Genomic DNA, 25,983 nt, shown 5'->3' with positions numbered 1-25,983 from the left:
GGCGACATGCGATGGTGGGCGCTGGGTGCCGTGACGTCGGGCACGTTCATGACCTATCTCGACAACAACGTGGGGAACGTCGCGTTGCCGACGATCCAGCGGGAGCTCGGGCTGACGATCTCCGGGCTGGAGTGGATCGTGAGCTCGTACATCCTGGTCTTCGCCGGGCTCATGCTGGTCGGCGGCCGGCTGGCGGACCTGTTCGGGGCCCGCGTGGTGTTCCTGGCCGGGCTCTCCGTCTTCACCGCGGCCTCGCTGGGCGCCGGGCTGGCCACCTCGGGCGGCGCGCTGATCGCGGCGCGGGCCGTCCAGGGCGTGGGGGCGGCGCTGCTCACGCCCACGTCGCTCACCCTGATCAGCCAGATCTTCCCCGAGCCCGGCGAGCGCGGCAGGGCCGTGGGCGTCTGGAGCGCGTCCGGGGCGCTGTCCATGGCGCTCGGCCCGGCGGCCGGCGGTTTCATCAGCGAGCACCTGCACTGGGGCTGGATCTACCTGATCAACGTGCCGATCGGGATCGCCACCCTCGGCCTGGCCCTGTGGGCGGTCCGGCCCGCGTTCACCCGCCGGCGGCACCGGCTCGACCTGCCCGGCCTGGCCACCTCGGCGCTCGCGCTGGTCTCCCTCACCTACGCGCTCATCGAGGGCGACCGCGCCGGATGGACGTCGGCCGAGATCCTGGCCGCGTTCGGGCTCGCGGCGGCGGCCGCCGTGGCGTTCGCGCTGGTCGAGACGCAGTCCGAGCGCCCGATGATCGACCTGTCGCTCTTCCGCTCGCGGGTGTTCACCGGCGGCGCGCTGACCATGGGCATCTGGTCGTTCGGCGTGTTCGGCATCTACTTCTTCAGCGCCCTGTGGCTGCAGAACGTGCTCGGCTTCTCCCCCACGCAGGCCGGCCTGGCGTTCGTGCCGATGGCCCTGGTCATGGCGGTCGTCGCCATCACGTCGCAGCGGATCTCCGCGCGGCTCGGCACCGGCCGCACGGTGGCGCTCGGCATGGCGCTCATGGGCGCGGCGATCTACCTGATCTCCGGCGTCGGGGCCGACGGCGACTACGCCGACGTCGCCCCCTGGTTCCTGCTCTACGGCCTCGGCGGCGGCCTGCTGGTGCCGCTGACCTCGGCGATCCTCGGCGGCCTGCCCAAGGACAGGGCGGGCGTGGCCTCAGGCGTGCTGAACGTCTCGCGGGAGGTGTTCGGCCTGCTCGGCATCACCGTGCTGGGCGCGATCCTCAGCTCCCGCCAGAGCGGGAGCGATCAGCCCCCGCCGGCCGCCTTCCTCGACGCCTACCAGTTCACGCTCGTCATCGCGGCGGTGATCGTGCTGGCCGCCGTCCCGCTCGGCCTGTACGCGCTGCGCCCGTCCCGCCGCCCGCCGGTGACGGACGAGCCTCAGGCCACCGCCCCCGCGACCGTCGGCTCGTCGAACTGAGTGCGGTACAGCTCCTCGTAGCGGCCGCCCATGGCCAGCAGTTCGGCGTGCGTGCCCCGCTCGGCCACGCGGCCGTCCTCGATCACCAGGATCTGGTCGGCCGCCCGCACGGTCGACAGCCGGTGCGCGATCACCACGGCGGTCCGGCCCGCCAGCGCCTCCCCCAGGGCCTCCTGCACGGCCGCCTCGGAGGTGGAGTCGAGCGCGGCGGTGGCCTCGTCCAGGATCACCACGCGCGGCCTGGCCAGCAGGAGCCGGGCGATCGTCAGCCGCTGGCGCTCGCCGCCGGACAGCCGGTAGCCGCGCTCGCCGACCACCGTGTCCAGGCCGTCGGGCAGCGACTCGATCAGCGTCCGCAGCCGGGCCCTGGACAGGGCGTCCCAGATCTCCTCCTCGCTCGCCGCCGGCCTGGCCAGCAGCAGGTTCTCCCTGATCGTGTCGTGGAAGAGGTGGCCGTCCTGGGTGACCATGCCGAGGGTGTCGCGGATGGCGTCGAAGGTCAGGTCCCGTACGTCCACGCCGCCGAGGCGGACCGCGCCGGAGTCGACGTCGTACAGCCTGGGCAGCAGCTGGGCGATCGTGGACTTGCCGGCCCCCGACGAGCCCACCAGCGCCACCATCTGGCCCGGCAGGGCCGTGAACGAGATGCCGTGCAGCACCTCCTCGCCGCCCCGCGAGTCCAGCGTGGCGACCTCCTCCAGCGAGGCCAGCGACACCTTGTCGGCGGCGGGGTAGGCGAAGCGCACGTCGTCGAACTCGACCGCGACCGGGCCCTCGGGGACGTCGCGGGCGTCCGGGCGCTCCTGGATCAGCGGCTTGAGGTCGAGCACCTCGAAGACGCGCTCGAAGCTGACCAGGGCGCTCATCACGTCCACCCGGGCGCTGGCCAGGGCGGTCAGGGGCGCGTAGAGGCGGGTCAGCAGCAGGGCCAGCGACACCACGGCGCCGGGTTCGAGCTGGTCGCGCAGGGCGTAGAAGCCGCCGAGGCCGTAGACGAGGGCCAGCGCGAGCGCCGAGACCAGGGTCAGGGCCGTGACGAACACCGACTGGTTCATGGCCGAGCGCACGCCGATGTCGCGCACCCGCCGCGCCCGCGCGGCGAACTCCGCGGACTCGCGCGCCGGACGGCCGAACAGCTTCACCAGCGTCGCGCCCGGCGCGGAGAACCGCTCGGTCATCTGGGTGCCCATGGCGGCGTTGTGGTCGGCGGCCTCGCGCCGCAGCCGCGCGATCCTGACGCCCATCCGGCGCGCGGGCAGCACGAACACCGGCAGGAGCAGCAGCGCGAGCAGCGTGATCTGCCACGAGATGCCGATCATCACGGTGAGCGTCAGCACGAGCTGCACCAGGTTGCCCGCCACGCTGGACAAGGTGTCGGTGAAGGCCCGCTGCGCGCCGATCACGTCGTTGTTCAACCGGCTCACCAGGGCCCCGGTACGCGTGCGCATGAAGAACGCGACCGGCATCCGCTGCACGTGGTCGAAGACCGCCGTGCGCAGGTCGAGGATCAGCCCTTCGCCGATGGTGGCCGACTGCCAGCGGTTGAGCAGGCCGAGCCCGGCCTCGGCGAGCGCCAGGCCCGCGATCAGCAGCGCGACCACGACCACCACGCCGAGCGGCTCACCGTTGAAGATCGCGTCGACCACCCGCCCCGCGAGCAGCGGCGACACCACGGCCAACCCTGCCAGCACCACGCTGAGCACCAGGAACAGCACGATCCTGCGCCGGTGGGGACGGGCGAACCCGCCGATACGCCGGAGCGTCGCCCTGTTCAGCGGGCGACGCTCCGGCCGGTTGTTCATCGAGTAAAGCTGATGCCAGGCGGTCACTTCCATGCTCATGCATGGGAGACTATTTCCTCAAGTTAACTTGAGGTCAACCGGTTTTCGCCGGGGAGCCGGGTATCAGCTGCCGATCTTCCTGCCCCTGCCGTGCCAGACCACCGCCACCGACGGGCGCGGCTGGTCGCCGTCGGGCCAGCGGCTGGCCGGGTTGTCCGGGGTCGCGCCGTCGATCTCGCCCGGGTGCTGCACGGCCACGAACACGCTCTTCTGGTCCTCGGTGACCAGCGGGCCGCAGGTCTCCGCGCCGAGCGGGACCGTGAGGAACTGGCGCAGGTGACCGCGGTCGGAGCCGCGCACCGGCATGACGAACAGGCCGTCGTTGCTGCCGAGCTGGTTGCCGTCGGTGGAGATCCACAGGTTGCCGTCGGCGTCGAACGTCACGTTGTCCGGGCACGAGATCGGCGAGACCTTGGTCTTGTCGAAGCCGGCGAAGTACGTCGCGGGGTCGTTCGGGTCGCCGCAGACGAGCGGGAGCGACCAGGCGAAGGTGGTCTCGCCCGCGTCGTTGCGCCGCTCGGCCACCTCCAGGATGTGACCGTGCTTGTTGGACGGGCGCGGGTTGGCCTCGTCCACCTGGGCGGCGGTGCGGTTGGAGTTGTTGGTCAGGGCCACGTAGACGCCGCCGGTGACCGGGTTGCGCTCCATGTCCTCCGGACGGTCCATCTTGGTCGCCCCGACCTTGTCGGCCGCCGTACGGGTGTAGACCAGCACCTCGGCGGCGGTCATGCCGTCCACGTACGACCTGTCGCCCGACACCAGCGGGATCCACTGGCCCGAGCCGTCGAACAGCCCGTCGGAGGGCAGCTTGCCGGAGCCGTCGATCTCGGCGGCCGGGCTGTCGCCGGTGAACTTGGCGACGTACAGGGTGCCCTCGTCCAGCAGGGTGCGGTTGTGGCGGTCGAAGCCGGGGATGTACCGGTTCTTGGAGACGAACTTGTAGATGTACTCGAAGCGCGAGTCGTCACCCATGTAGACGACCAGGCGGCCGTCCCTGGCCAGGGTGGTGTTGGCGGCCTCGTGCTTGAACCTGCCGAGCGCGGTGCGCTTGACGGGCGTGGAGTCCGGGTCGAACGGGTCGATCTCCACGATCCACCCGAACCTGTTGGCCTCGTTCGGGTGCTTGGCCAGGTCGAAGCGCTCCTCGACCCGGTCGAAACGGCGGTTGCCCGCCGGGGTGCCCGTCGTGATCGTGTACCGCGAGATGTACGGCCGCTGCGCCTCGGGCACCTTGTCGCCGTTGACGAAGTACTGGTCGAAGTTCTCCTCGGCGGTCAGGACCGTGCCCCACGGGGTGGAACCGCCCGAGCAGTTGTTCAGCATGCCGACCGGCGCCAGGCCCTTGGGGTCGGCGGCCGTCCTGAGCAGGGCGTGACCGGCGGCGGGGCCGGAGAAGCGCATCGGCGTCTGCGCGGTGACGCGCCGGTTGTAGCGGCGGCGGCCCTTGGTGGTGAGCTTCCACTCGCCGGTGCCGTGCGCCCGCTCGATCTCCACGACCGAGCCGCCGTGCGCGGCCAGCGCGATCTTGATCTGCTCCTCGGTCGCCGCCGCGCCGCCCGTGTACCCGCGGAACATCAGGTTCTCGTCGGTGTACTCGTGGTTCACCCACAGCAGGCCGCGGTTGTGGCCCATCGGGAAGAACGTCACGTAGTCGCAGTTGTAGCCGAACTGCTTGTTCTGGGCGTCGGCCGTCTGGTTGGCGAAGTCGAAGGCCGGCGCGTCGGGCAGCACCGGGTCGCCCCAGCGCACGACCACGGAGGAGTTGTAGCCGTCGGGGATGCGCAGCGCGTCGTCCTTGTTCGGCGGCACCGGGGTGAAGGCGATCCCGCTCCGGCCGCGCAGGCCCTCCGCGACCGGCCCGGCGGCGGTCTCGGCGGCCGCCTCGGCCGCCGGCTCGTCGGCGAACGCCGGGACCGCGCCCGCCACGCCCACGCCCGCCACCAGCGCGCCGAGCGCGCCCGCGCGCAGCACGCCGCGGCGCGTCAGCGCCTCCTTCACCACGTCGCCGAAGTAGGCGTTGCCCGTCGTGTTGGCCACGTCGTGCGCGCACGCGTTCCCGCAACGGAACTGACAGGTCAGAGCGGATCGGCCACCTTTGTGCGGGGTGGAAAGCAGCGGCAGCAGCCGCCCCGCCTCAGGGTTCGCCACAGGTCCTCCAGATATGTGCGCGGTTGTACGGCGGGGACGTTACGGTCGCCGACGAAACCCGGGGTGAACGACGACCTCCGTCCCGATGAACGCTTGCCGCGAGACAATGGACTCGTGCCACCACGCAAGATCGACCCGGAGAAGCTGCGCGCGGCCCTCGACGGCCAGCTCGTCGCCCTCGACGAACCGCCCTACGACGGCCCCGCATCGGCCCTGCCCGACGCCCTGGTCGCCGCGGTGCTGACCGCCTACGACCGCGGGCTCGCCCCCGAACGCGACGCGGCCCGGCAGGCGGTGCGCCACCTGCTGGAGAAGCTGGCCGCCGCCGCTCCCGGCCGCACGGTCGAGGTGCGCGTGCCGCCCTACGCGGCCGTCCAGGCCGTCCCCGGCCCCCGCCACACCCGCGGCACACCGCCGAACGTGGTGGAGACCGACGCCCGCACCTGGCTGGAGCTCGCGCTCGGCCGGCTCACCTGGGACGAGGCCGTGGCCAGGGGCTCGGTCGCGGCGAGCGGCTCCCGCGCCGACCTGTCAGCCCACCTGCCGCTCTAGCGGCCCTTGCTCATCCAGGGGAACCTGCTCTCGAAGCACTGGTCGGCGAGCTGGCCGGGAAGCTGGCCGCACTCCTGGACCACCTTCCAGAACCAGATCGCGACGATCGCGAACAACACCAGCGACAGCGCGCTGATCACGATCCCGGCGATGGCCCGGCCCCTGCCCACGCGCTTGGCGAGCGCCACACAGCCGAAGACGATCGACAGGATCGCGGTGAGCACGCCGGTGAAGCAGACGAACACCAGGAACGGGCTGGCCACGCCCAGCACCAGCGAGGCGGTGGCCAGGCCGCTGCCGGGCGGCGCAGGCGGCTGGGCGCCGTAGGGGCCGTACTGGCCGTAGGCGGGGGCTCCCGGTGGCGGGCCGTAACCGGGCGGGCCGCCGTAGGGGCTGGAGGGGGTGGTGCCGGGGACGGACGCGTCCCGGCCCCCGGTCTCGTACGCCCCCGGCGCCTCATAACGCCCGCCAGCCGCCGCCGACCCCCCATAGGCCCCCTCACCGCCCCCGCCGACCCCCGGCCCGCCATACGGCCCCTCACCACCTCCGCCGGCCGCCGTGGGCCCGGTGTAGGCTCCCTCGCCCCCGTAGGCCCCCGGCCCGCCGTAGGCTCCCTCGCCCCCGTAAGGTGCGCCAGGACCTCCTGTGGGTCCTCCTGCGCCTACGGAGGGGGGCGTCACGCCTTCCGCGCCCGCGGTGGCACCCCTGCCTACGGCGCCTCCGGGGCGCTCGATGCCTCCTGGGCCTTCCGCACCTCGTGGGCCCTCCGTACCGCCCTCCGTACCGCCCTCCGCGCCGCCCGGCCGCGCGCCCGGCTCCTCGGGGCCGCCGGCCGCGTGGGTGCCGGTGGGCGGGGGCTCGAAGGTGGGCACGTCGCCGTATTCGTACCGGGAGGGCGCGGGGCGGCTCGGCTCCTCGTCCGGTTGCGTGCCCCAGCCCGGATAGGCCGGGGTGCCGCCGGGCATCGGATAGACCTGCGTCTCCTCGGCGTCCCTGCCAGACCATCGCGTCCCGCCGGTGCCGCCGCCCTCGGCCGGTTGCGGCGTCTCGGGCGAGGTGGGCAGGTCGGGATGGTCGGGACGTCCCCCGGGCCTGGGCTCGTGCGACGGCGGCACGTCGGGTGGCGGCGGTGGCACCACGGGTGGCACGGGCGCGATCGGCTCCTCGCCCTCCCGCTCCTCCTCGAACGGCCACTCATCCGCCCACCGCCCACCCCCGGACCGCCCCCCAGCTCCTTCGCCCTCAGACCGCCCGGCCTGCCGCTCCCCCGGCCGTTCGCCGGGCTGCTCGCCGGGCTGCTCGCCGGGCTGCTCGCCGGTCCGCTCGCCGGTCCGCTCGTCGGGCTGTTCGCCCTCGTGCCGCCCGCCGCCCGACCGGCCTCCCTCTCCGGGACCTACGCCTCCGCCTGGGGCTGCGCCCTCCGGAGTGTCCGCGTGACGAGGGGCGTGCTCGGGTCCAGAGAACTGCTCGGGTCCAGAGGCGTGCTCGGGTCCAGGGGCGTGGTCGGGGGCGTGTTCGTGGTCGGGGGCGGTCCAGCCCTCCGGGGTGCCGGCGCCGCCGGTCGGCCCCGCGCCGGGCGGGCCGCCGACGGCCCACTCGCTCGGGCGCCACTCGTTGCTCGTCGGCCCGCCCTCGTACGGCCCGATCTCCGGCGGCTCCTCCTCGGGCGCCGGCCGCTCCTCCTCGGCCGTCCCCTCCCGCCTCCCTTCGGGCGTGTGCTGCGGCGGCGCGGATTCGGGCCGGCCCTCGCGGGGGTGGCCTTCGCGGTGCTGCGGGTCCTGCCCCTCGCGGGGTTCGTTGGGGTCCCCAGGTGTGGTCACGTCTGCGTCTCCCGACGGGTCTGCATGCCGGATACTTCACCTTTTCGCGGAGGGCATCGGCTAAAGCGCACGACACGGTAAGACGGCCGCCATCCTTGGGTCACCATGCGCCAAAGCGGCAGGCGGCGGGCAAGATGAGTGCATGCTGGACGAGACCCTGACGTACGCCCTGATCATGGTCATGAAGACCCACCGCAACCGGATGGCCGCCGCCCTGGCGCCACTGGGCCTGCACACGGGCCAGGAGCTGCTGCTCAACCAGCTGTGGCGGCAGGACGGCCTCACCCAGGGCGAGCTGATCGCCCGGCTGGGCGTTGAGCCGCCGACCGTCACCAAGACCCTCCAGCGCCTGGAACGCGCGGGCTTCGTCCACCGCTCCCCCGACCCCGACCGCCCGCGGGTGGGCCGCGTGCACCTGACGGAGGCCGGCAAGGCGCTGCGCCAGCCGGTCGAGGAGATCTGGGCCAGGACCGACGAAGAACTCCAGCACGGCCTGGACGACACCGAACGCGCCCTGCTGTCCCGCCTCGTCCGCGCCATCCCCCAGTAACTCTCTTCACCAAGAGCGAAACCCCCTTGCCTCCAGCACCCACAAAGGACTTAGCTGGCTAATTAGTCGGCTAATCAATCAAGAGAGGCATCCCATGCACGCGTTCATCACCGGCGGCTCCTCCGGCATCGGCGCCGCCACCGCGCTCGCCTACGCCAGGGCCGGCGCGCGGGTCACCCTCACCTACAACACCGGCCCGGACCGCGCCGCGGAGGTCGTCAAGCGCATCGAGGAGGCGGGCGGCCAGGCGGCGGCCGTCCATCTCGACCTGGAGGACCACGCCACCGTCGCGCCCGCCGCCGCCCAGGCGGGCCCGGTGGACGCCCTGGTGCTCAACGCCGTCCGCTGGGGCACGATCATGCCCAACAGCATGAGCTTCGAGGACGTCCCCGCCGCCGAATGGACGGCCGCCCTGCACGCGAACGTCGTCGGCAACGCCCTGCTCGTCCAGGCCTTCCTGCCCGGGATGCGGAGGAACGGCTTCGGCCGGATCGTCTTCGTCTCCTCGGGCGCCGCCGAGGAGGGCCAGCCGGGCCCCGGCCCGTACGGCACCGCCAAGATGGCCCTGCACGGCATGGCCCGCGCCCTGGCCTGGGAGGCCGGCCGGGACGGCGTGCTGGTCAACGTGGCCGTCGCCGGGCTCACGATCACCGAGGCCGAGCGCCCGGTCACCCAGGAGGTCCTCGACCGCGTCGCGGCCCGCACGCCCAGCCGCCGGCTCTCGACCGCCGACGACATGGCGGCGCTGATCCATTTCCTCGGATCGGCGGCGAACCGCAACGTCACCGGAGAGTTCGTCCGCGACGGATCCAACGCCGGCAGATCCTCCCACGCCGGCTGATGAAGCACCCGGGTGTGCGAGCACGGAAGCCCGCAACCTAAACTGAGGCATGTGCTGAAGGGCGACGGCCGGCTCGGCCATGACCTGGACCCCCACGACCGCGCACCCAAAGACGCTTGTGGTGTCTTCGGCGTCTGGGCACCAGGCGAGGAAGTTTCCAAACTCACCTACTACGGGCTGTACGCGTTGCAGCACCGCGGCCAGGAGTCCGCGGGCATCGCGGTCAGCGAGGGCAGCCGCATTCTCGTCTACAAGGACATGGGCCTGGTGGCCCAGGTCTTCGACGAGTCCGTGCTGGGCACCCTCCGCGGCCACCTGGCCATCGGCCACTGCCGTTACTCCACCACGGGTTCGAGCGTGTGGGAGAACGCGCAGCCGACCCTCAGCTCCACCGAGGTCGGCGGGCTCGCGCTCGCGCACAACGGCAACCTGATCAACACCCCGGAGCTGGCCGAGCGCCTGGCTCCCGGCTCCACCCGGGCGACCACCGACACCGAGGTCCTGGCCTCGCTGCTCGCCCAGGATCGCACGCGTTCCATCGAAGACTCGGCGGCCGAGCTGCTGCCGCAGGTCAAGGGCGCGTACTCGCTGGTGTTCATGGACGAGAAGACCCTCTACGCGGCCCGCGACCCGCAGGGCATCCGCCCGCTGGTCCTGGGCCGTCTGGAGCGCGGCTGGGTGGTGGCCTCCGAGACGGCGGCCCTCGACATCGTGGGCGCCACGTTCGTCCGCGAGATCGAGCCCGGCGAGCTGCTCACCATCGACGAGGACGGCGTCCGGTCCCGCCGCTTCGCCCTGCCCGACCCCAAGGGCTGCCTGTTCGAGTACGTCTACCTGGCCCGTCCCGACACCACGATCGCGGGCCGCGGCGTGCAGGTCACCCGGGTCGAGGTCGGCCGCGTGCTGGCCCGCGAGCACCCGGTCGAGGCCGACCTGGTCATCCCCACGCCCGAGTCCGGCACCCCGGCCGCCGTCGGCTACGCCGAGGAGAGCGGCATCCCCTACGGCCAGGGCCTGGTGAAGAACTCCTACGTGGGCCGCACGTTCATCCAGCCCTCGCAGACCATCCGCCAGCTCGGCATCCGGCTCAAGCTCAACCCGCTGCGCGAGGTCGTCGCGGGCAAGCGCCTGGTGGTCGTCGACGACTCGATCGTGCGCGGCAACACCCAGCGCGCCATCGTGAAGATGCTGCGCGAGGCGGGGGCGCGTGAGGTGCACGTCCGCATCTCCTCGCCGCCCGTGGCCTGGCCGTGCTTCTACGGCATCGACTTCGCGACCCGCGCCGAGCTGATCGCCGGCTCGCTGTCGGTGGAGGAGATCAGGGCCTCGCTGGGCGCCGACTCGCTGGGGTACATCTCCCTGGAGGGCCTGACCAAGGCCACCACCATCCCCGCCGGGCGGCTCTGCCGGGCCTGTTTCGACGGCTCGTACCCGATCCCCATCGACCAGGACAACGTGGGCAAGTTCGTGTTGGAGAGCAAAGCGTGAGTACCTACGAGGCCGCCGGCGTCGACATCGAGGCGGGCGAGCGCGCCGTCACCCTGATGAAGGACAAGGTGGCGCGGGCCCGCCGGCCGGAGGTGGTCGACGACGCCAGCGGCTTCGCCGGGCTCTTCGACGCCTCGGCGCTGCTGCGTTACCGGCGTCCGCTGCTCGCCTCCTCCACCGACGGCGTGGGCACGAAGGTCATGATCGCCCAGCGCTACGGCAAGCACGACACGATCGGCATCGACCTGGTCGGCATGGTCCTCGACGACCTGGTGGTCTGCGGGGCCGAGCCGCTGTTCATGACCGACTACATCGCCGTCGGCAAGGTCGTGCCCGAGCGCGTGGCCGAGATCGTCGGCGGCGTGGCCGAGGGCTGCCGGCTGGCCGGCGCGGCGCTGGTCGGCGGCGAGACCGCCGAGCACCCGGGCGCCATGGGCCCCGACGAGTACGACCTGGCCGGAGCCGGCACCGGCGTGGTCGAGGCCGACGCCATGCTCGGCCCCGACCGCATCCGCGAGGGCGACGTGGTCCTCGGGCTGGCCTCCTCCGGTGTCCACTCCAACGGCTACTCGCTGGTGCGGCACGTGCTGCGCGAGGCGTCGCTGTCGCTCGACGCGGTGCTGCCCGAGCTGGGCCGTCCGCTGGGCGAGGAGTTGCTGGAGCCGACCCGCGTCTACTCGCTCGACTGCCTCCACCTGGCCCGTTCCACCGAGGTGCACGCCTTCGCGCACATCACGGGCGGCGGCCTGGAGGCCAACTTGTCGCGGTCGCTGCCCGGCCACCTCGACGCGCTGCTCGACCGGTCGTCCTGGACCCCGCCGGCGATCTTCGAGGTGCTGGCCGGGCACGGGCGGATCGCCCAGAAGGACATGGACCGTACGTTCAACCTCGGCGTGGGCATGGCGGCCGTGGTGGCGCCCGGCTCGGCCGACGAGGCCGTCCGGCTGCTCGCCGAGCGCGGTCTGCCCGCGTGGGTGCTGGGCGAGATCGTCCAGGGCTCCGGCCAGGCGCGCTACCGCTGACCCGCGACGGGGGCCGGCTCGATGCCGGCCCCCGTTCAGCCGGTCCTGTGCCGCTGGTAGTGGCGGGCGACGCGCACCCGGTTGCCGCACAGCTCCGGTGAGCACCAGCGCCGCCGGGGGTGGGCGGGCAGGAAGATCATGCGGCACCGGGGCCCCTCACAGGCCCTGATCCGGCTCGCCGCCGGATCGGCGAGCAGGTCGGCCGCGGCCTCGGCGAGCTGCGCGAGCAGGCGGGCGAGCCGGTCGCCGTCCCTGTGCGCGCCCTTGGTGAGCCCGCCGTCCGTGACGTCCAGACGCCCGTACGCCGGCGCGGCGCGCATCGCGTCGTTGATCGCCGCGACCGCCTCGCCAGGCGGCCGCTCGCCCCGGCGCACGGCCTCGACCGCCGCCGCCACGTGCGCCCGCAACTCCCGGAGCACGCCGAGATCGTCCGCCGTGAACGGCCCCCGGACGGACGCCAGCCGGCCCGCCTGACGATCGAGCCAGTTCCCGAACACCTCGGGCGTGTCGAGGACGTCGAAGTCCTGGCCCCGGGTGTTCACCAGGTCCAGCGCGAGCGGCTCACCGATCAGGAACTCCATGAGTTCTAATGCTACATCTCCCCCTTGACGCGTTAGAAGCCTGCCCGTTATAACTAACGCATCATTGCGCGAGAAAGGCATTAGGCATGGAGATCCCGCAGATCCGCCACGGTTTCGTGGACGTGGAAGGCGTCCAGGTGTTCTACCGGGAGGCGGGCCCGCGCGACGGCATCCCCGTGCTCCTGCTGCACGGCTTCCCCTCGGCCTCCCACCAGTACAGGCGCCTGATGGACGCCCTGGGCGCCCGCTACCGCCTGATCGCGCCGGACTACCCCGGCTTCGGCCACACCGAGGCCCCCGGCGACTTCGTCTACTCCTTCGACCGCCTGGCCGACGTGGTCGAGGGTTTCGTGCGCGAGATCGGGCTCGACCGCTTCGTCTGGTACGCCTTCGACTTCGGCGGCCCCGTCGGCTTCCGCCTGGCCACCCGGCACCCCGAATGGATCGCCGGCCTGATCGTCCAGAACGCCAACGCCTACGACGAGGGCCTGTCGGACCTGGCGCGCACCACGATCCACGCGCCCGCGGAGAACCTGGGCGACCTGTTCACCCTGCCCGTCACGCGCGGCCAGTACGAGGGCGGCGCATCGGACGTCTCAGCCGTCGCACCCGACGGATGGACCCTGGACCAGCACTTCCTCGACCTGCCCGGACGCCGGGAAGCCCAGCTCGCGCTGGCGCTCGACTACCGCTCCAACCTCGCGCTCTACGCCGACTGGCAGGCATGGCTGCGCCGCCACCGGCCGCCCACGCTGATCGTGTGGGGCCGCAACGACGCCTTCTTCCCGGAGCCGGGCGCGCACGCCTACCTGCGGGACCTGCCGGACGCCGAGCTGCACGTGCTGGACACCGGGCACTTCGCCCTGGAGGACAAGCTCCCCGAGATCGCGCCGCTGGTCGCAGGCTTTCTCGACCGCACGCAAGCGTGACGAAAGCCCCACGGTTGCCCGTGGGGCTCGACGCTCATGAACGAGGATCCGGCACATGCCGGATCCTCGGCCACGTCACTCTGAAGAACGGCTATCGGCGACCCGAAGGACGGCCGTCTTCGTCGTCCCCGGAGCCGTAGTCATCGGCGTAATCGGCATAGCGATCCGCCAGCTCATCGTTGAGGTCGTCGGCGTCGTCATTGCTGGAGTCTCCGACCCCGAGTTCGTCGCGCAGACGGTCAAGATCCGTGCCACCGCTGTTGTACTTCAGCTGGCGAGCAACCTTGACCTGCTTGGCCTTTGCTCGGCCGCGCCCCATTGGCTCGACCCCCTCGTGTGGGGTCGTCCCCGACCCCTCGTCGCTAACGCACCACACACTGACGCCGCCTGACTTTGGACGTCAGCCTATCGTTCGCCTATTACCGTACCTGTTTTGTGCCCAGCTCGGTACGTCGTATGGGCGTGGGGCGTCAGTGGCCCAGCCAAATGGCCCTAATACGCCCGACTTCCGACATTCTGCGCTCGGCTAGCCTATCCGCTGCCACAGCCGGCGGAACGCCCTCGTCCGCCGCGATCCCGAAGATCTTCAGGGTTGTGTCGTAGATCTGGGCCGCCTTCGCCCTGGCCCGGTCCATGCTGAAGCCCTCGATCTCGTCGGCGACCTGGATGACGCCGCCGGAGTTGACCACGTAGTCGGGCGCGTACAGGATCCCGCGGTCGGCCAGCTGCTTCTCGACGCCGGGATGCGCGAGCTGGTTGTTGGCCGCGCCGCAGACGATCTTCGCCCGCAGACCGGCCACCGTGGCGTCGTCGAGCGCGCCGCCCAGCGCGCAGGGCGCGAAGACGTCGATGTCGGACGTGGTGAGCGCCTGGGCGTCGGCGACCACCTCGACCTCCGGATGCCGCTGGCGCACCCGCTCGACGGCCCGCGGGTCGACGTCGCAGATCACGACCTCGGCGCCGTCCTCGCGCAGGAGGTCGACCAGGCGGTGGCCCACCTTCCCGACCCCCTCGACGCCGACCCGCCTGCCGTGCAGCGACGGCGTGCCGAAGACCCGTTCGGCCGAGGCGCGCATGCCCTGGAAGACGCCGAACGAGGTCAGGACGGAGGAGTCGCCGGCGCCGCCGTGGGCCAGGGTGCGGCCGGTGACGTGGCGGGACTCGCGGGCGACGACGTCCATGTCCTCGCTGAAGGTGCCGACGTCGCAGGCGGTGATGTAGCGCCCGCCCAGCGACTCGACGAACCTGCCGTAGGCGCGCAGCAGCGCCTCGCTCTTGACCTTGGCCGGGTCGCCGATGATGACGGCCTTGCCGCCGCCGAGGTCGAGGCCGGCCAGGGCGTTCTTGTAGGACATGCCCTTGGCCAGGTTGAGCACGTCGGCCAGGGCCGCCTGCTCGTTCTCGTACGGATAGAACCTGGTGCCGCCGAGCGCGGGCCCGAGGGCCGTGCTGTGGACGGCGATGATCGCACGCAGGCCGCTCTGCTCGTCGGCGCAGAAGACGACCTGCTCGTGGACGTCCTTGTGGGACGTGCCGAAGACGTCGGTCACGGTAGTGACTCCCTGTCCGGTCCACCGCTCCTTCGCGGCGGAGGTCACTCTCAGACTAGTGAGCCCGACGGTGCGCGCAGGTGCTCTTCGTGACACGATGCCTCCGTGCTGCCCTATGCCGCCTACCTCCGCGTCTATGAGCCACTGACCGCGTTCGCCGAGTCCGAGCGCAAGCTGTGGGCCGACTACGCCGACTCACGCGACCGTCCGCGCCGGGCGAACGCGCTCAACGCGGAGCACAGCGAGTCGGTCATGCGCCTGCTCGGCATGCCCCCTCAGCCCGTTCCCGCCCAGGAGAGCCCCAATGCCTATCTGCGGCGCGTTGAGGACCGTTTGTACGTATGTCCCTGGCAGACGCGTCTGCGGTCGTGGCTGGCCTTCTCACGGCTTCGTGGCGCCACTCCCGTGAAACTGATGGACCGGCTCGTGCCGAAGGCCATCGCCGAGCAGACGGCCGACGACTTCGACCGGTTCAAGCGCCGGGCCGGTTCGTCCGCCTTGCGTACGCACATTCGCACCACGGCGTGGCATGTGCCGCCATCGTGGTTCGTGCCGTTTGATGGGAACGAGCGCTGGCTGGTGCTCGGCTCCTCCACCCCGAGACAGGACGTGACGACCACTACGGGCCGTAACCTCATCTACGTCACCTCCATGGCCCAGGCCAGGAGGCGGGCGGCCCGCGCCCTCAACGTGATGCGCCGGCACCTCGGCGACGCGTCGTCCAACTTCGACGTGGAGGACATCGCACGCTGGCTGGAGGAGTTCCACCCGCACTCGCTGGTCGAGCTCGACTACGGCGGCCTGGTCCACCTGATGAACGACGACGCCCTCCAGGCCGACCAGTCGGTTGCTGAGCTTTCGGCCGCTTTGACCGGTCTGGACACGGGTCAAGAAGAACTTGCCTATGCCATGTACCAGCGCGTCATCCTTCGGTGGAAGTCAATGCAACAGCTGGAATCCGCCAACTGATTCCCAAAACAACCGTCTGACCTGCATGAGTAGGTCACGTCTCGCGGCTGCTCTCTTCTGCGAACTGAGTAGTTTGCCGTTTTCACTGCGATACCACGAACCGTGTCGCTAGAATCACCGAGCGTGACATCGCCATAGGGGCGGGCAGTTGGGTCAAAGAAGGGCTCGCCAATCGCTCTGCGTGGCGGTATGGTCACATCGGGTGATGCCGCATATGGCTCAGAAAAGCCGCACGCTCTGCGCCATAGGGGGACATCCGTGACACGCGCAAAGGCAGTCACAGGATCGCTAAGCCGGTCCACACGGAGGAGAGGCCGCACAAATGTCAGCTCGTACACCCGAGGCCGAGCCACTGCTCACGCCCGCTGAGGTCGCGACCATGTTCAGGGTCGACCCCAAGACCGTTACGCGGTGGGCCAAGGCGGGCAAGTTGACGTCGATTCGTACCCTCGGCGGTCATCGGCGTTACCGGGAGACCGAGGTTCGCGCACTGCTGGCGGGCATTCCACAGCAGCGTTCCGAGTAGTTCGCAAAGGGTCGTCACGAACCTCAGGGGGGTTGAGGGTGGACCAGGTACGCTTGCCCGGTCCACCGACGTGACGTCGCACGGGGAAGTTGGCGTCGCCCGCCCGGCGCCACTCTTCCCCCGCTACGCCAGTTGCTCGCCGGTGAGCACGTCGAGCAGCTCGCCGACCTCGCCGTCGTAGGCGGCGGCCACGCCCAGCAGGGCCACCATGTGGTCGACGAGCATCTTCTCCAGGATCGGCCGCTCGACGTCGCGGTGCTCCAGCCAGTCGAGACCGGCCGTCTCCACGGAGGCGATCCACGAGCGCAGCGTGGTGCGCAGCACCGGGCTCGGCTCCTCGACGCGCATCTGCTTCTGGATGAGGCGGAACAGCCTCCGGCGCACGCCGTCGACGATCTCCCCCACCTCGCCCGCCCGGTTGGCGGGCCCCCCGCGCAGCAGCGCGGCGAAGCCGGCGGCGTGCTCCTCGACGAAGTCGAAGTAACGCCCGAGGCCCGCGGCCAGCTCGTCGAGCGGCCTGCCGCCCTCGGCCGGGCGCAACCGCGACTCCAGCTGCTCGGCCGCGCTCCTCAGCGCGGCCACGTAGAGCTCCTGCTTGCCGCCGAAGTAGTGGTAGACGAGCGCCCGCGAGGCGCCTGCCGCGGAGGCGACGTCGTCGATCGAGACGTCCTCGGCGTCACGGGTGCTGAACAGCTCCAGCGCGGCCGCCATGAGCTCCTCGCGACGGCGGTCCACGCTCAGCCTTCGGCGTGCGGGGCGTGCCGTCTCGGCTGACTTCCCGGGTGTCACACCTGCACAGTATCCGACGACGTGCCCAATAGCGGACGTGTGGCGAATGGGTCAATATCAGGCTTCCCTAACCCGAACCCGTACCCTGCGGCTTACTCGATCGTTTGGTGAGACAGGTGCCCATATCCGCATCGCGGGGGAGACACATGTCAGGACCGCCCGTCAACACTTCAACCATCGCCGAGCTCCGCGAGGTAGACCCATTGCCTCGGCCACGACCCACCATCCGCAACGTCGCCGAGCGAGCCGGCGTCTCGAAGTCGCTGGTCTCACTCGTGCTGCGCGGATCCCCGCACGTGAGCGAGCACCGGCGGCAGGCAGTGCTCCAGGCGGCGCGCGAGCTCGGCTACCGGCCGAACGCCGTCGCGCGCAGCCTGGTGGAAGGACGTACCCATCTGGTCGGTGCGCTCGTCGCCGACCTGCACAACCCGTTCTACGCCGAGTTCCTCGACGGCCTGCAGGAGAGCCTGCACGGCGACGGGCTGCGCATGCTGATCGGGAACAGCCAGTGGGACCCGGCGTTCGAGGACGAGGCCGTCGAGGCCTTCCTGGAGCTCCGGGTCGACGGGCTGGTGCTCTTAGGCATCGCGCCGACCAGCGAGACGCTGATCGAGGCCACCGCCTACACCCCGACCGTCGTCGTGGGGGAACGTGACATCGAGCTCGACGGCGTCGACATCGTGGTCGACGACGACCAGCTCGGCGCCCGCCTGGCCATCGACCACCTGGTGAACTTCGGGCACAAGCGGATCGCGCACATCGAGGGCCCCCGGTCCTCACGCTGCGAGGGCTACCTCGTGGCGATGCGCAGGCATTCGCTGGCCCCGTACATCATGGTCGAGGCGGCGGACGCGACCGAGGAGGGCGGCCGCGAGGCGGCGATCGCCCTGCTGACCCGCGACCCGCGGCCGACGGCCGTGTTCGCGGCCAACGACGTGGTGGCGCTGGGCGTGCTGGCCGCCGCGGCGGAGCTGGGGCTGCGGGTGCCGGAGGACCTGTCCGTGGTCGGCTACGACAACACCCACCTGTCGGCCTCACGGCACATCTCGCTCACCTCGGTCGACCAGCCGCGCCGCGCCATGGGCAGGTCGGCGGCCGCGCTGCTGAGCGACAGGATAGGCGAGCCGGCCAAGGGCGCCCGGCTGCGCGAGATCCAACCCGAGCTGGTCGTGCGCCGCAGCACGGGACCCGCCTGAGGGGATATCTGCCGGTTGCGCTGCCGTTGCGGGCCTTCACCGGGCGCCGCAATGGCACGGCGGGCCAATGCACAGGTCTCTCGTCGGCAAGCCCGACCAAAGCCTGGGTCAAGCCGTACGGCAACGTCGCCGGACGGCGGTTTACTCGTCAGGGTCATGCTAATTGTGGCCGAATCTGGTTCGGTCACGATCTGATCCGGGGGACAGTCATGCGTGATCCAGAACTGGTGTCCTGCGCCCAGCGCGCGGCGGCCGAGCTCGAACGCGCCTGGGGGCACTGGCGCGCGGGCAGGGGGCGGGGCACCGACGTCGGCGCCGAGTCCGTCGCCAGCTACGTGGCGCATTCCCTCGACCATCCGTGGGGCCGCCCCCGCGTCGTCCTCGGCCTCGACGCCGAGGACGCGCGGGAGCTGGCCGCCCTGCTCGAACGGCAGGAGGTTGGCGAGCACGTGTGGTGAAGCGGACGGCGAAACCGCCAGACGGACCGTCGCAGCGGTCCCGATCCGGCACTTCGGCAGGGTCGCGTGCCGACTCGCAGGATTGCTGTTGATACGGGCCTGAACGCGTGGCTTCACGTAAGTTGGAGCCCATGCGTGCTCTACCAGCCACCGTCCTCGCCGTCTGCGGCCTGATCGCCTCCGCGTGCGGCGGCACCGAGCCTGGTGGCGCCGCGGCAGGTCAGGCCCCCTCCACCGCCCAAGGGCCCAGTAAGGCGTCCGTCCAGGACGGGACGACGGAGACGGCCACGGCGAAGCAGGCGCCGCCCGGCGCCAAACCGCTCGCCGGCAAGGTCATCGTCATCGACCCCGGGCACAACGGCGCCAATTACCGCCATCCGGCCGAGATCAACCGCAAGGTCAACGTGCTGACCCAGATGAAGGCCTGCGACACGACCGGCACGGCCACGAAGAGCGGTTACAGCGAGGCCGCCTTCACCTGGGACGTCTCCAACCGCATGGCGAAGATCCTCAAGCAGCGCGGCGCGACCGTCAAGCTGACCAGGCCGGACAACGACGGCGTCGGGCCGTGCATCGACCAGCGGGCCGCGATCGGCAACAAGGCCCATGCCGACGCCGCGATCTCGGTCCACGGCGACGGCTCGGACAATTCCTCGCACCGGGGGTTCCACGTGATCCTCCCGAAGAAGATCAACGGGCCGGTCGACAAGGTCGTGGGCGCCTCGACCAAGCTGGGGATCGACGTACGCGACGCCTACCTCAAGGGCACCGGCATCCCCTACTCCAACTACATCGGCAACAAGGCGCTGAACTTCCGCAACGACATCGGCGGGCTCAACCTCTCGACCGTGCCGAAGGTCCTCGTCGAGTGCGGCAACATGCGCAACGCCGTCGACGCGGCCAAGTTCCAGGACCCGAAGTTCAGGCAGCGGATCGCCTTGGCACTCGCGAACGGGATGCAGCACTATCTCGAAGCATGATTCCTCGCCCAGAGCTGCTCAGTGATCTTTCCGGCTCCTTCGAGCTGACCTCGGGCGCGACCGTCGCCGGTCCGTACGCGGACGCGGTACGTCGCGCGCTGCCCCTCCTCGACCTGCGCCCGGGAGACTCGGGCGAGATCGAGGTACGCCAGGATCCCGCGCTCGGCGCGGAGGCCTACCGGCTGACCACCGGGTCGCGTGGGATCGAGATCGTCGCCGGCGGGGCGGCGGGCGCGTTCTACGCGGCGCAGTCGTTGCACCAGTTGCTGCCGGACGCCTCCTACCGGTTCGCCGACGGCGCGTCGTGGCCGGTGCCCGGAGTGCGGATCGAGGACGCGCCGCGGTTCGCCTGGCGTGGGCTGCACCTCGACGTGGCCCGGCATTTCTCCCCCAAGCGGGAGGTGCTCCGGCTGATCGACCTGATGGCCGTGCACAAGCTGAACCGGCTGCACCTCCACCTGGTCGACGACCAGGGCTGGCGGGTGGAGAGCCGGGCGTACCCGCTGCTGCACGAGGTCTCCTCGCACCGGCCGCGCACGGCCACCAACTACTACCGGGAGCCGGAGGCGTACGACGACATCCCGCACGGCGGCTACTACACGCTGGAGGACCTGGCCGAGATCGGCGCGTACGCGCGGTCCAGGTTCGTCACGGTGGTGCCCGAGATCGACGTGCCGGGGCACGCCTCGGCGATCCTGGCCGCCTACCCGGCGCTCGGCGCCACCGGCGAGCCCTACGACGTGCTCGACCGGTGGGGCATCTCGCCGGCCATCCTGTCGCCGCTGCCGCCGACCGTCGAGTTCCTGATCACGATCTTCGACGAGATCATCGGCGCGCTGGGCGAGGTGCCCTTCTTCCACATCGGCGGGGACGAGGTCGTGCTCGACCACTGGGCGCAGTCGGCCCAGATCACGGCCTACCGCGAGTCGCTGGGGCTGTCCACGGTGCCCGACCTGCAGGCGTGGTTCCTGCGCCGGCTGGCCGACGCCCTCGCCGAGCGCGGCGCGCGGGCCGTGGTGTGGGACGAGGCGTTCGTCAGCGGCGGGCTGCGCCAGGACACCGTCGTCATGCCGTGGCGCGGCATGGGCGTCGGGCGGCGCGCCGCCGCGGCCGGCCACGAGGTGGTCGCCACCCCGGTGTTCCCGCTCTACTTCGACTACGCCGAGGCGGCCTCCGCCGACGAGCCGATGGCCATCGGCGACACCACCACGGTGGCCGACGTGGCCGCGTTCGACCCGGCCCCCGCCGACTGGACCGACGAGGAGCGGGCGCGCGTCATGGGCGTGCAGGCCCAGCTCTGGACCGAGCGCGTGCCCGACCCCCGGACCGTCGACTACCGGCTCTGGCCGCGGTCGTGCGCGCTGGCGGAGGTCGCCTGGGCCGGCTCGGGCGGCGACGGGTTCGCCGAGCGGCTGGAGCGGCACCTGCGGCGGCTCGACGCGATCGGCGTGGAGTACCGGCCGACGGCGGGCCCGCACCCGTGGCAGCGGCGGCGTCCGCACCGGCCGAGCGGCGTGAAGGTGAACGAGGTGATGGAGCGCATCGACGCCATGACGCACGACGCGGAGTCGACCAGGCCGAGCGTCTGACCGTCGGTCACATGGGCGCGGGCCGGTCGTTGAGTATGCGCTGGAACAGCACGTGGTCCTGCCACTCGCCGTCGATGCTGACGGCGCGGGGGGCCATGCCGTACTCCTCGAAGCCCGCCTTGCGCAGGACCGCCTGCGAGGCCTTGTTGTGCGGGAGCGTGCCGGCCTCCACCCGGTGCAGGCTCAGGTCCTCGTCGGCGGCCCGGCACGCCTCCAGCACCGCCTTGGTGGCCAGCCCCCGCCCGTTGTACGCGGCGTCCACCCAGTAGCCCAGCGACGCGCTCTGGGCGGCGCCCCGGATGATGCTGTTCAGGTTCATCCGGCCCACGACGCGGTCGCCGTCCGTGAGCACCCACGGCATGACGAAGCCGGCCGCACGGTCCTCGGCCAGTCGTTCGAGGCGTGCGGCCTGGCCCGCGGGGGTGAAGAAGTCGGCCGGCCTGCGGGGCTCCCAGGGGCGCAGGAACTCGCGGTTGCGGCGGTAGGCGTCGGCCAGCGCCCGCGCGTCGGACCTGGCGACGGGGCGCATGACGACGTCGTCGGTGAGCTTCACCTCGGCATTGATCACGATTCCACGATAGGGGCCCTAGGCGGTGCGGCCGATCGCCTCGGTGACGGAGGACAGGCCGTGGCGGCGGACCCGGCGGGCGAGCTGCCGGTGGATGCGGGCGGCCCACAGCGGGCCGCCGTAGATCCAGCCGGTGTACCCCTGGACCAGGGTGGCCCCGGCCAGCAGGCGCTCCCAGACGTCGTCGACGTCCTCGACGCCGCCCACGGAGACCAGCGTGAGGCGGTCGCCGACCTTGGCGCGCAGCCGGCGCAGCACCTCCAGCGAGCGCCCCTTGAGCGGACGCCCGGACAGGCCGCCGGTCTCGCCGCCGTGCCTGATGGTGGTGTTGGTCGCGATGATGCCGTCGAGGCCCAGCTCCACGGCCAGGTCGGCGACCGCGTCGACGTCTTCGTCGGCCAGGTCGGGGGCGATCTTCACCAGCAGCGGCGTGCGGCGCGGCGTCGCGTCGGCGACCTCCTTGACCGCGACCAGCAGCGGGCGCAGCAGCTCGACCGCCTGAAGGTTGCGCAGGCCGGGCGTGTTGGGCGAGCTGACGTTGACCACCAGGTAGTCGGCCAGCGGGGCCAGCTCCCTGGCGCCGGTCACGTAGTCGGCCACCGCCTCGGACTCCGGCACGACCTTGGTCTTGCCGATGTTCACCCCGACCACGACCGGCACCCCGCGCGTACGGCGCAGCCGCCGGGCGGCGGCGCGGGCGCCGGAGTTGTTGAAGCCCATCCGGTTGATCACCGCCCGCTCCCCCACCAGCCGGAACAGGCGCGGCTGCGGGTTGCCGGGCTGGGCGTGCGCGGTGATGGTGCCGACCTCGACGTGGCCGAAGCCGAGCGCGGCGATCGCCTCGGCGCAGGCCGCGTCCTTGTCGAACCCGGCGGCCAGGCCGAACGGGCCGGGGAAGTGCACGCCGAACGCGGTCACCCGCAGGACCGGGTCGTGCGGGGCGAACGCTCGGTGGAGCAGCCGCTTGAGCAGGGGCAGCCGGGCGAGCATGGCCAGGCCCTTGACGGTGAGACGGTGCACGGCCTCGGCGTCGAAACGCCGCAAGACCTGCGTGAACACGAGGCGATACATCACGGGTCAGGCTACCAATCCCGCCTCGTGGGCGATGATCGCGGCCTGGACGCGGTTGCGCACGTCGAGGCGGGTCAGGATCGTGCTCACGTACGCCTTCACGGTGCCCTCCACGATGTGCAGCCGCTTGGCGATCTCCGCGTTCGACAGGCCGGCGCCGAGCAGGGCGAGGACCTCCCGCTCGCGGTCGGTGAGCACGCCGGCGCGGTCGCGGGCCTCGGCCTCGCGGGCCATCCGGCCGCCGGCGAGCTGGGCGATCACGCGCTGGGCCACCTTGGGCGACAGGTACGCCGCGCCGTCGGCGACCGCGTGGATGCCGGCGATCAGCTCGCGCGGGTCGCCCGACTTCAGCAGGAACCCGGCGGCCCCCACCTCCAGCGCCCTGGCGATGTAGTCGTCCTCGCCGAACGTGGTCAACATCACCACGGCCGTGGCGGGCGCGACGCGGCGCAGCTCGGCCGCGGCGGCCAGGCCGTCGAGGCGCGGCATGCGGATGTCGAGCAGCGCGACGTCGGGACGGTGGCCGATGGCCAGGTCGACGGCCTGTCTGCCGTCGCCTGCCTCGGCGACCACCTCCAGGGACGGGTCGGAGTCGAGGATCGCCTTGACCCCGGCCCGGATCATGGCCTCGTCGTCGGCGAGGAGTACGCGGATCACGCCCTCTATATTGCCGACATGGCACAAGTGAAGGTTTACGGGCGTCGTGACGTGTGGGCCGGACGGCAGCGTGAGATCTCCGATCTGCTGCAGTCGTGCCTGGTGAGCGCCTGGGGGGTGCCGCCGGAGAAGCGCTTCCACCGGTTCCTGCTGCTGGACGCCGACGACTTCGTCTGCCCGGGGCGCAGCGCCAACTACCTGATCATCGAGGTCGTGTGCTTCACGGGACGCAGCGACGACGCCAAGCGCGCGCTGATCCGGTCGATCTACGAAAAGTCGGGATACGACCCTGAGGATGTGGAGATCACGATCATCGAGATGCCCAAGGTGAACTGGGGGATCCGGGGCGTTCCGGCCGACGAGCTGACGCTGTCGTACAAGGTGGAGGTCTAGCGTCAAGGGTGGCCTGGGGCGGGCGGTATGGTCCGAGTCATGAGCACTCACTATGACGTCGTCGTTCTCGGCGCGGGTCCGGGAGGATACACGGCCGCCGTCCGCGCCGCCCAGCTCGGGCTGCGTACCGCGGTCGTCGAGGAGAAGTACTGGGGTGGCGTCTGCCTGAACGTGGGCTGCATCCCGTCCAAGGCGCTGCTGCGCAACGCCGAGCTGGCCCACATCTTCCACAACGAGGCCAAGACGTTCGGCATCAGCGGCGAGGTGAGCTTCGACTACGGCGCGGCCTTCCAGCGCAGCCGCAAGGTGGCCGACGGCCGGGTCAAGGGCGTTCACTACCTGATGAAGAAGAACGCCATCACCGAGTACGACGGGCGCGGCACGTTCCTCGACGCCAACACCCTGCAGGTCAACGATGAGACGATCACGTTCGACCACTGCATCATCGCGGCCGGGGCCACCACCAGGCTGATCCCGGGCACGCAGTTGTCGGAGCGGGTGGTGACGTACGAGGAGCAGATCCTCACCGAGAACCTGCCGCGCAGCATCATCATCGCGGGCGCGGGCGCGATCGGCGTGGAGTTCGCGTACGTGCTGCACAACTACGGCGTCAAGGTGACGATCGTGGAGTTCCTCGACCGGGTCGTGCCGCTGGAGGACGAAGAGGTCTCGGCCGAGCTGGCCAAGCGTTACAAGCGGCTCGGCATCGAGGTGCTGACCTCGACCCGCGTCGACGGCATCGAGGACACCGGCGGCTCGGTCAAGGTCACCGTCACCCGCGACGGCCAGACCCAGGTGCTCGAGGCCGACAAGGTCATGCAGGCCATCGGCTTCCAGCCGCGCGTCGACGGCTACGGCCTGGAGAAGACCGGCGTGCAGCTCACCGAGCGCGGCGCGATCGCCGTCGACGGCCGCTGCCGCACGAACGTGCCCCACATCTTCGCCATCGGCGACGTCACCGCCAAGCTCATGCTGGCCCACGCCGCCGAGTCGATGGGCATCATCGCCGCCGAGACCATCGCCGACGCCGAGACCATGGAGCTCGACTACGTGATGATCCCGCGGGCCACGTACTGCCAGCCGCAGGTGGCCAGCTTCGGCTACACCGAGGCGCAGGCCCGCGACCTGGGCTACGACGTCAAGGTGGCCAAGTTCCCCTTCACGGCCAACGGCAAGGCCCACGGCCTGGGCGACACCGCCGGGTTCGTCAAGATCATCAGCGACAACACCCACGGCGAGCTGCTCGGCGCCCACCTGATCGGCCCCGAGGTCACCGAGCTGCTGCCGGAGCTCACGCTGGCCCAGCAGTGGGACCTGACCGTGCACGAGGTCGCGCGCAACGTGCACGCGCACCCGACGCTCGGCGAAGCGGTCAAGGAGGCGATCCACGGCCTCGCGGGCCACATGATCAACATGTGATCCGGTCGCGCGGATGCGCATCCCGGTGCTCGTCCATCGGGATGCATCCGGCCAGGTCAGACCCAGACGTACAGGGCGACGCCGAGCAACGCCACGGCCAGCGCCGAGGCCCAGCCGCGCAGCGTGTTCCACCGGGTCCAGCGCGGCGCGTACGCCTGCCAGGCCAGCTCGCCCGCGTCCAGGGCGTTGTTCATCGGCACGTTGATCGCGGCCGTGACGGCGATCGAGCCCAGGAAGTAGACGACGGCCGCCGCGAACGCCAGGACGGCCGGCCCGCCGTCCCCGCCGATCAGCAGGAACACGCCGGCCAGCAGCGAGGCCGCGGGCGCGAGCGTGAACGTCGACAGGAATCCGGGGTTCAGGATCTTCCTGTTCATGCTGCGCATGGCGGCCGCCGCGCCCTCCGGCCCCACGGGCTCCCCCAGGGCGTCCAGGCCGGGCATGACGGAGGTGGAGAAGGCGAAGAACACGCCCGCCATCAGCCCGTTCAGGACGAGGGCGAGCACCGAGGAGACGGCCGCGAGTACGCTCACGTCCCTATGATCCCTTAAGTCACGCTTGTCCAAAGCATCCGCCGACGCCCTCGATTCTCATTGAACGTTCATTTATTCCTGAGAC

The 25,983-nt window shown here is 71.3% G+C and carries 26 protein-coding genes; 15 read left to right on the top strand and 11 right to left on the bottom strand.

Annotation, left to right across the window (positions count from 1 at the left end; genetic code table 11):
- Positions 1–6: 6 nt before the first annotated feature.
- Positions 7–1,428 carry an MFS transporter gene (locus tag AB0J71_RS36590; protein WP_364418505.1) on the top strand — a complete coding sequence of 474 codons (1,422 nt, stop codon included), beginning with the start codon at positions 7–9 and terminating at the stop codon, positions 1,426–1,428.
- Here AB0J71_RS36590 and AB0J71_RS36585 read toward each other — a convergent pair.
- Both AB0J71_RS36585 and AB0J71_RS36580 read right to left on the bottom strand, forming a co-directional pair.
- Positions 1,389–3,269 carry an ABC transporter ATP-binding protein gene (locus AB0J71_RS36585; RefSeq protein ID WP_352320477.1) on the bottom strand — a complete coding sequence of 627 codons (1,881 nt, stop codon included), beginning with the start codon at positions 3,267–3,269 and terminating at the stop codon, positions 1,389–1,391. The two genes, AB0J71_RS36590 and AB0J71_RS36585, sit on opposite strands and share 40 nt — an antisense overlap.
- Before the next feature lie 63 nt (positions 3,270–3,332).
- Positions 3,333–5,417, bottom strand: a complete 2,085-nt coding sequence (locus AB0J71_RS36580) for a PhoX family phosphatase (RefSeq protein WP_352320476.1) — start codon at positions 5,415–5,417, stop codon at positions 3,333–3,335.
- Between the two features lie 114 nt (positions 5,418–5,531).
- Here AB0J71_RS36580 and AB0J71_RS36575 point away from each other — a divergent pair, with 114 nt between their 5' ends.
- On the top strand, positions 5,532–5,969 hold the full coding sequence (locus AB0J71_RS36575) for a sterol carrier family protein (RefSeq protein ID WP_352320474.1): 438 nt from the start codon (positions 5,532–5,534) through the stop codon (positions 5,967–5,969).
- On the opposite strand, the gene AB0J71_RS36570 is transcribed toward AB0J71_RS36575, so the two are convergent.
- A complete protein-coding gene (locus tag AB0J71_RS36570; RefSeq protein WP_352320472.1) occupies positions 5,966–6,232 on the bottom strand; it encodes a DUF4190 domain-containing protein in 267 nt (88 codons plus the stop codon). The two genes, AB0J71_RS36575 and AB0J71_RS36570, sit on opposite strands and share 4 nt — an antisense overlap.
- Before the next feature lie 1,699 nt (positions 6,233–7,931).
- Between AB0J71_RS36570 and AB0J71_RS36565 the strand changes: the two genes are divergently transcribed.
- The 4 genes from AB0J71_RS36565 to purM all read left to right on the top strand — a co-directional run bounded on the left by AB0J71_RS36565 (position 7,932) and on the right by purM (position 11,690).
- A complete protein-coding gene (locus AB0J71_RS36565; protein WP_352320471.1) occupies positions 7,932–8,339 on the top strand; it encodes a MarR family transcriptional regulator in 408 nt (135 codons plus the stop codon).
- Between the two features lie 94 nt (positions 8,340–8,433).
- On the top strand, positions 8,434–9,180 hold the full coding sequence (locus tag AB0J71_RS36560; RefSeq protein WP_352320469.1) for an SDR family NAD(P)-dependent oxidoreductase: 747 nt from the start codon (positions 8,434–8,436) through the stop codon (positions 9,178–9,180).
- 51 nt (positions 9,181–9,231) lie between these two features.
- A complete protein-coding gene (gene purF, locus AB0J71_RS36555; protein WP_352320467.1) occupies positions 9,232–10,668 on the top strand; it encodes an amidophosphoribosyltransferase in 1,437 nt (478 codons plus the stop codon).
- The gene (purM, locus tag AB0J71_RS36550; RefSeq protein WP_352320465.1) at positions 10,665–11,690 is read left to right on the top strand and encodes a phosphoribosylformylglycinamidine cyclo-ligase; all 1,026 of its coding nucleotides are present in this window, start codon (positions 10,665–10,667) and stop codon (positions 11,688–11,690) included. Before purF ends, purM begins: the two co-directional genes overlap by 4 nt.
- A gap of 35 nt (positions 11,691–11,725) precedes the next feature.
- On the opposite strand, the gene AB0J71_RS36545 is transcribed toward purM, so the two are convergent.
- Positions 11,726–12,271, bottom strand: a complete 546-nt coding sequence (locus AB0J71_RS36545) for a CGNR zinc finger domain-containing protein (protein WP_352320463.1) — start codon at positions 12,269–12,271, stop codon at positions 11,726–11,728.
- 86 nt (positions 12,272–12,357) lie between these two features.
- On the opposite strand from AB0J71_RS36545, the gene AB0J71_RS36540 reads away from it, so the two are divergent.
- On the top strand, positions 12,358–13,200 hold the full coding sequence (locus tag AB0J71_RS36540; protein ID WP_364418503.1) for an alpha/beta hydrolase: 843 nt from the start codon (positions 12,358–12,360) through the stop codon (positions 13,198–13,200).
- A 91-nt stretch (positions 13,201–13,291) separates the two neighbouring features.
- Here AB0J71_RS36540 and AB0J71_RS36535 read toward each other — a convergent pair whose 3' ends face one another.
- A complete protein-coding gene (locus AB0J71_RS36535) occupies positions 13,292–13,519 on the bottom strand; it encodes a DUF3073 domain-containing protein (RefSeq protein WP_352320460.1) in 228 nt (75 codons plus the stop codon).
- A gap of 151 nt (positions 13,520–13,670) precedes the next feature.
- Positions 13,671–14,750, bottom strand: a complete 1,080-nt coding sequence (locus tag AB0J71_RS36530; protein ID WP_352320458.1) for a Glu/Leu/Phe/Val dehydrogenase dimerization domain-containing protein — start codon at positions 14,748–14,750, stop codon at positions 13,671–13,673.
- Positions 14,751–14,855: 105 nt separating this feature from the next.
- Here AB0J71_RS36530 and AB0J71_RS36525 point away from each other — a divergent pair, with 105 nt between their 5' ends.
- Positions 14,856–15,719, top strand: a complete 864-nt coding sequence (locus AB0J71_RS36525) for a hypothetical protein (protein ID WP_364418501.1) — start codon at positions 14,856–14,858, stop codon at positions 15,717–15,719.
- Positions 15,720–16,041: 322 nt separating this feature from the next.
- Positions 16,042–16,245, top strand: a complete 204-nt coding sequence (bldC, locus tag AB0J71_RS36520; RefSeq protein ID WP_013133571.1) for a developmental transcriptional regulator BldC — start codon at positions 16,042–16,044, stop codon at positions 16,243–16,245.
- A 123-nt stretch (positions 16,246–16,368) separates the two neighbouring features.
- Here bldC and AB0J71_RS36515 read toward each other — a convergent pair whose 3' ends face one another.
- A complete protein-coding gene (locus AB0J71_RS36515; RefSeq protein ID WP_352320454.1) occupies positions 16,369–16,980 on the bottom strand; it encodes a TetR/AcrR family transcriptional regulator in 612 nt (203 codons plus the stop codon).
- 257 nt (positions 16,981–17,237) lie between these two features.
- Between AB0J71_RS36515 and AB0J71_RS36510 the strand changes: the two genes are divergently transcribed.
- From AB0J71_RS36510 to AB0J71_RS36495, 4 genes are all read left to right on the top strand, one after another.
- Positions 17,238–18,230: a LacI family DNA-binding transcriptional regulator gene (locus AB0J71_RS36510; RefSeq protein ID WP_352320452.1), complete on the top strand. Its 993-nt coding sequence runs from the start codon at positions 17,238–17,240 to the stop codon at positions 18,228–18,230.
- 209 nt (positions 18,231–18,439) lie between these two features.
- Entirely contained in the window at positions 18,440–18,688 is a 249-nt protein-coding gene (locus tag AB0J71_RS36505) for a hypothetical protein (protein ID WP_125645653.1), read from the top strand.
- Positions 18,689–18,819: 131 nt separating this feature from the next.
- Positions 18,820–19,668, top strand: coding sequence for an N-acetylmuramoyl-L-alanine amidase (locus tag AB0J71_RS36500; protein ID WP_364418499.1), 849 nt, complete (start codon positions 18,820–18,822; stop codon positions 19,666–19,668).
- Positions 19,665–21,257: a beta-N-acetylhexosaminidase gene (locus tag AB0J71_RS36495; RefSeq protein ID WP_352320448.1), complete on the top strand. Its 1,593-nt coding sequence runs from the start codon at positions 19,665–19,667 to the stop codon at positions 21,255–21,257. Before AB0J71_RS36500 ends, AB0J71_RS36495 begins: the two co-directional genes overlap by 4 nt.
- Positions 21,258–21,264: 7 nt before the next feature.
- Here the strand turns inward: AB0J71_RS36495 and AB0J71_RS36490 are convergent, their stop codons facing one another.
- From AB0J71_RS36490 to AB0J71_RS36480, 3 genes are read right to left on the bottom strand one after another with little or no spacing between them, the layout of a single operon-like run.
- Positions 21,265–21,825, bottom strand: a complete 561-nt coding sequence (locus AB0J71_RS36490; protein ID WP_352320446.1) for a GNAT family N-acetyltransferase — start codon at positions 21,823–21,825, stop codon at positions 21,265–21,267.
- An 18-nt stretch (positions 21,826–21,843) separates the two neighbouring features.
- The gene (locus AB0J71_RS36485) at positions 21,844–22,896 is read right to left on the bottom strand and encodes a quinone-dependent dihydroorotate dehydrogenase (protein WP_352320444.1); all 1,053 of its coding nucleotides are present in this window, start codon (positions 22,894–22,896) and stop codon (positions 21,844–21,846) included.
- Positions 22,897–22,902: 6 nt separating this feature from the next.
- Complete coding sequence (locus AB0J71_RS36480; RefSeq protein ID WP_352320442.1) at positions 22,903–23,553, bottom strand: response regulator transcription factor; 651 nt, start codon at positions 23,551–23,553, stop codon at positions 22,903–22,905.
- An 18-nt stretch (positions 23,554–23,571) separates the two neighbouring features.
- Here AB0J71_RS36480 and AB0J71_RS36475 point away from each other — a divergent pair, with 18 nt between their 5' ends.
- The gene (locus AB0J71_RS36475) at positions 23,572–23,946 is read left to right on the top strand and encodes a tautomerase family protein (protein WP_352320441.1); all 375 of its coding nucleotides are present in this window, start codon (positions 23,572–23,574) and stop codon (positions 23,944–23,946) included.
- 39 nt (positions 23,947–23,985) lie between these two features.
- Positions 23,986–25,365, top strand: coding sequence for a dihydrolipoyl dehydrogenase (gene lpdA / locus AB0J71_RS36470; RefSeq protein ID WP_352320439.1), 1,380 nt, complete (start codon positions 23,986–23,988; stop codon positions 25,363–25,365).
- Positions 25,366–25,421: 56 nt separating this feature from the next.
- On the opposite strand, the gene AB0J71_RS36465 is transcribed toward lpdA, so the two are convergent.
- Positions 25,422–25,898, bottom strand: coding sequence for an anthrone oxygenase family protein (locus AB0J71_RS36465; RefSeq protein WP_364418497.1), 477 nt, complete (start codon positions 25,896–25,898; stop codon positions 25,422–25,424).
- Positions 25,899–25,983: the final 85 nt, after the last annotated feature.

Origin of the sequence: Nonomuraea sp. NPDC049637, assembly GCF_040675235.1 — a bacterium.
Classification (GTDB): domain Bacteria; phylum Actinomycetota; class Actinomycetes; order Streptosporangiales; family Streptosporangiaceae; genus Nonomuraea.
Note: the sequence above shows the minus strand (reverse complement) of the source record. Positions and strands in the feature narration are given on the sequence as shown.

Bases quoted from the DNA above. Each gene is read 5' to 3' on its own strand.
- AB0J71_RS36500 (WP_364418499.1), top strand. From the start codon at position 18,820: ATGCGTGCTCTACCAGCCACCGTCCTCGCCGTCTGCGGCCTGATCGCC.
- AB0J71_RS36590 (WP_364418505.1), top strand. From the start codon at position 7: ATGCGATGGTGGGCGCTGGGTGCCGTGACGTCGGGCACGTTCATGACC.
- AB0J71_RS36535 (WP_352320460.1), bottom strand. From the start codon at position 13,519: ATGGGGCGCGGCCGAGCAAAGGCCAAGCAGGTCAAGGTTGCTCGCCAG.
- AB0J71_RS36505 (WP_125645653.1), top strand. From the start codon at position 18,440: ATGCGTGATCCAGAACTGGTGTCCTGCGCCCAGCGCGCGGCGGCCGAG.
- AB0J71_RS36475 (WP_352320441.1), top strand. From the start codon at position 23,572: ATGGCACAAGTGAAGGTTTACGGGCGTCGTGACGTGTGGGCCGGACGG.
- AB0J71_RS36540 (WP_364418503.1), top strand. From the start codon at position 12,358: ATGGAGATCCCGCAGATCCGCCACGGTTTCGTGGACGTGGAAGGCGTC.
- AB0J71_RS36545 (WP_352320463.1), bottom strand. From the start codon at position 12,271: ATGGAGTTCCTGATCGGTGAGCCGCTCGCGCTGGACCTGGTGAACACC.
- AB0J71_RS36485 (WP_352320444.1), bottom strand. From the start codon at position 22,896: ATGTATCGCCTCGTGTTCACGCAGGTCTTGCGGCGTTTCGACGCCGAG.
- AB0J71_RS36560 (WP_352320469.1), top strand. From the start codon at position 8,434: ATGCACGCGTTCATCACCGGCGGCTCCTCCGGCATCGGCGCCGCCACC.
- AB0J71_RS36585 (WP_352320477.1), bottom strand. From the start codon at position 3,269: ATGAGCATGGAAGTGACCGCCTGGCATCAGCTTTACTCGATGAACAAC.
- lpdA (WP_352320439.1), top strand. From the start codon at position 23,986: ATGAGCACTCACTATGACGTCGTCGTTCTCGGCGCGGGTCCGGGAGGA.
- bldC (WP_013133571.1), top strand. From the start codon at position 16,042: ATGTCAGCTCGTACACCCGAGGCCGAGCCACTGCTCACGCCCGCTGAG.
- AB0J71_RS36565 (WP_352320471.1), top strand. From the start codon at position 7,932: ATGCTGGACGAGACCCTGACGTACGCCCTGATCATGGTCATGAAGACC.
- AB0J71_RS36495 (WP_352320448.1), top strand. From the start codon at position 19,665: ATGATTCCTCGCCCAGAGCTGCTCAGTGATCTTTCCGGCTCCTTCGAG.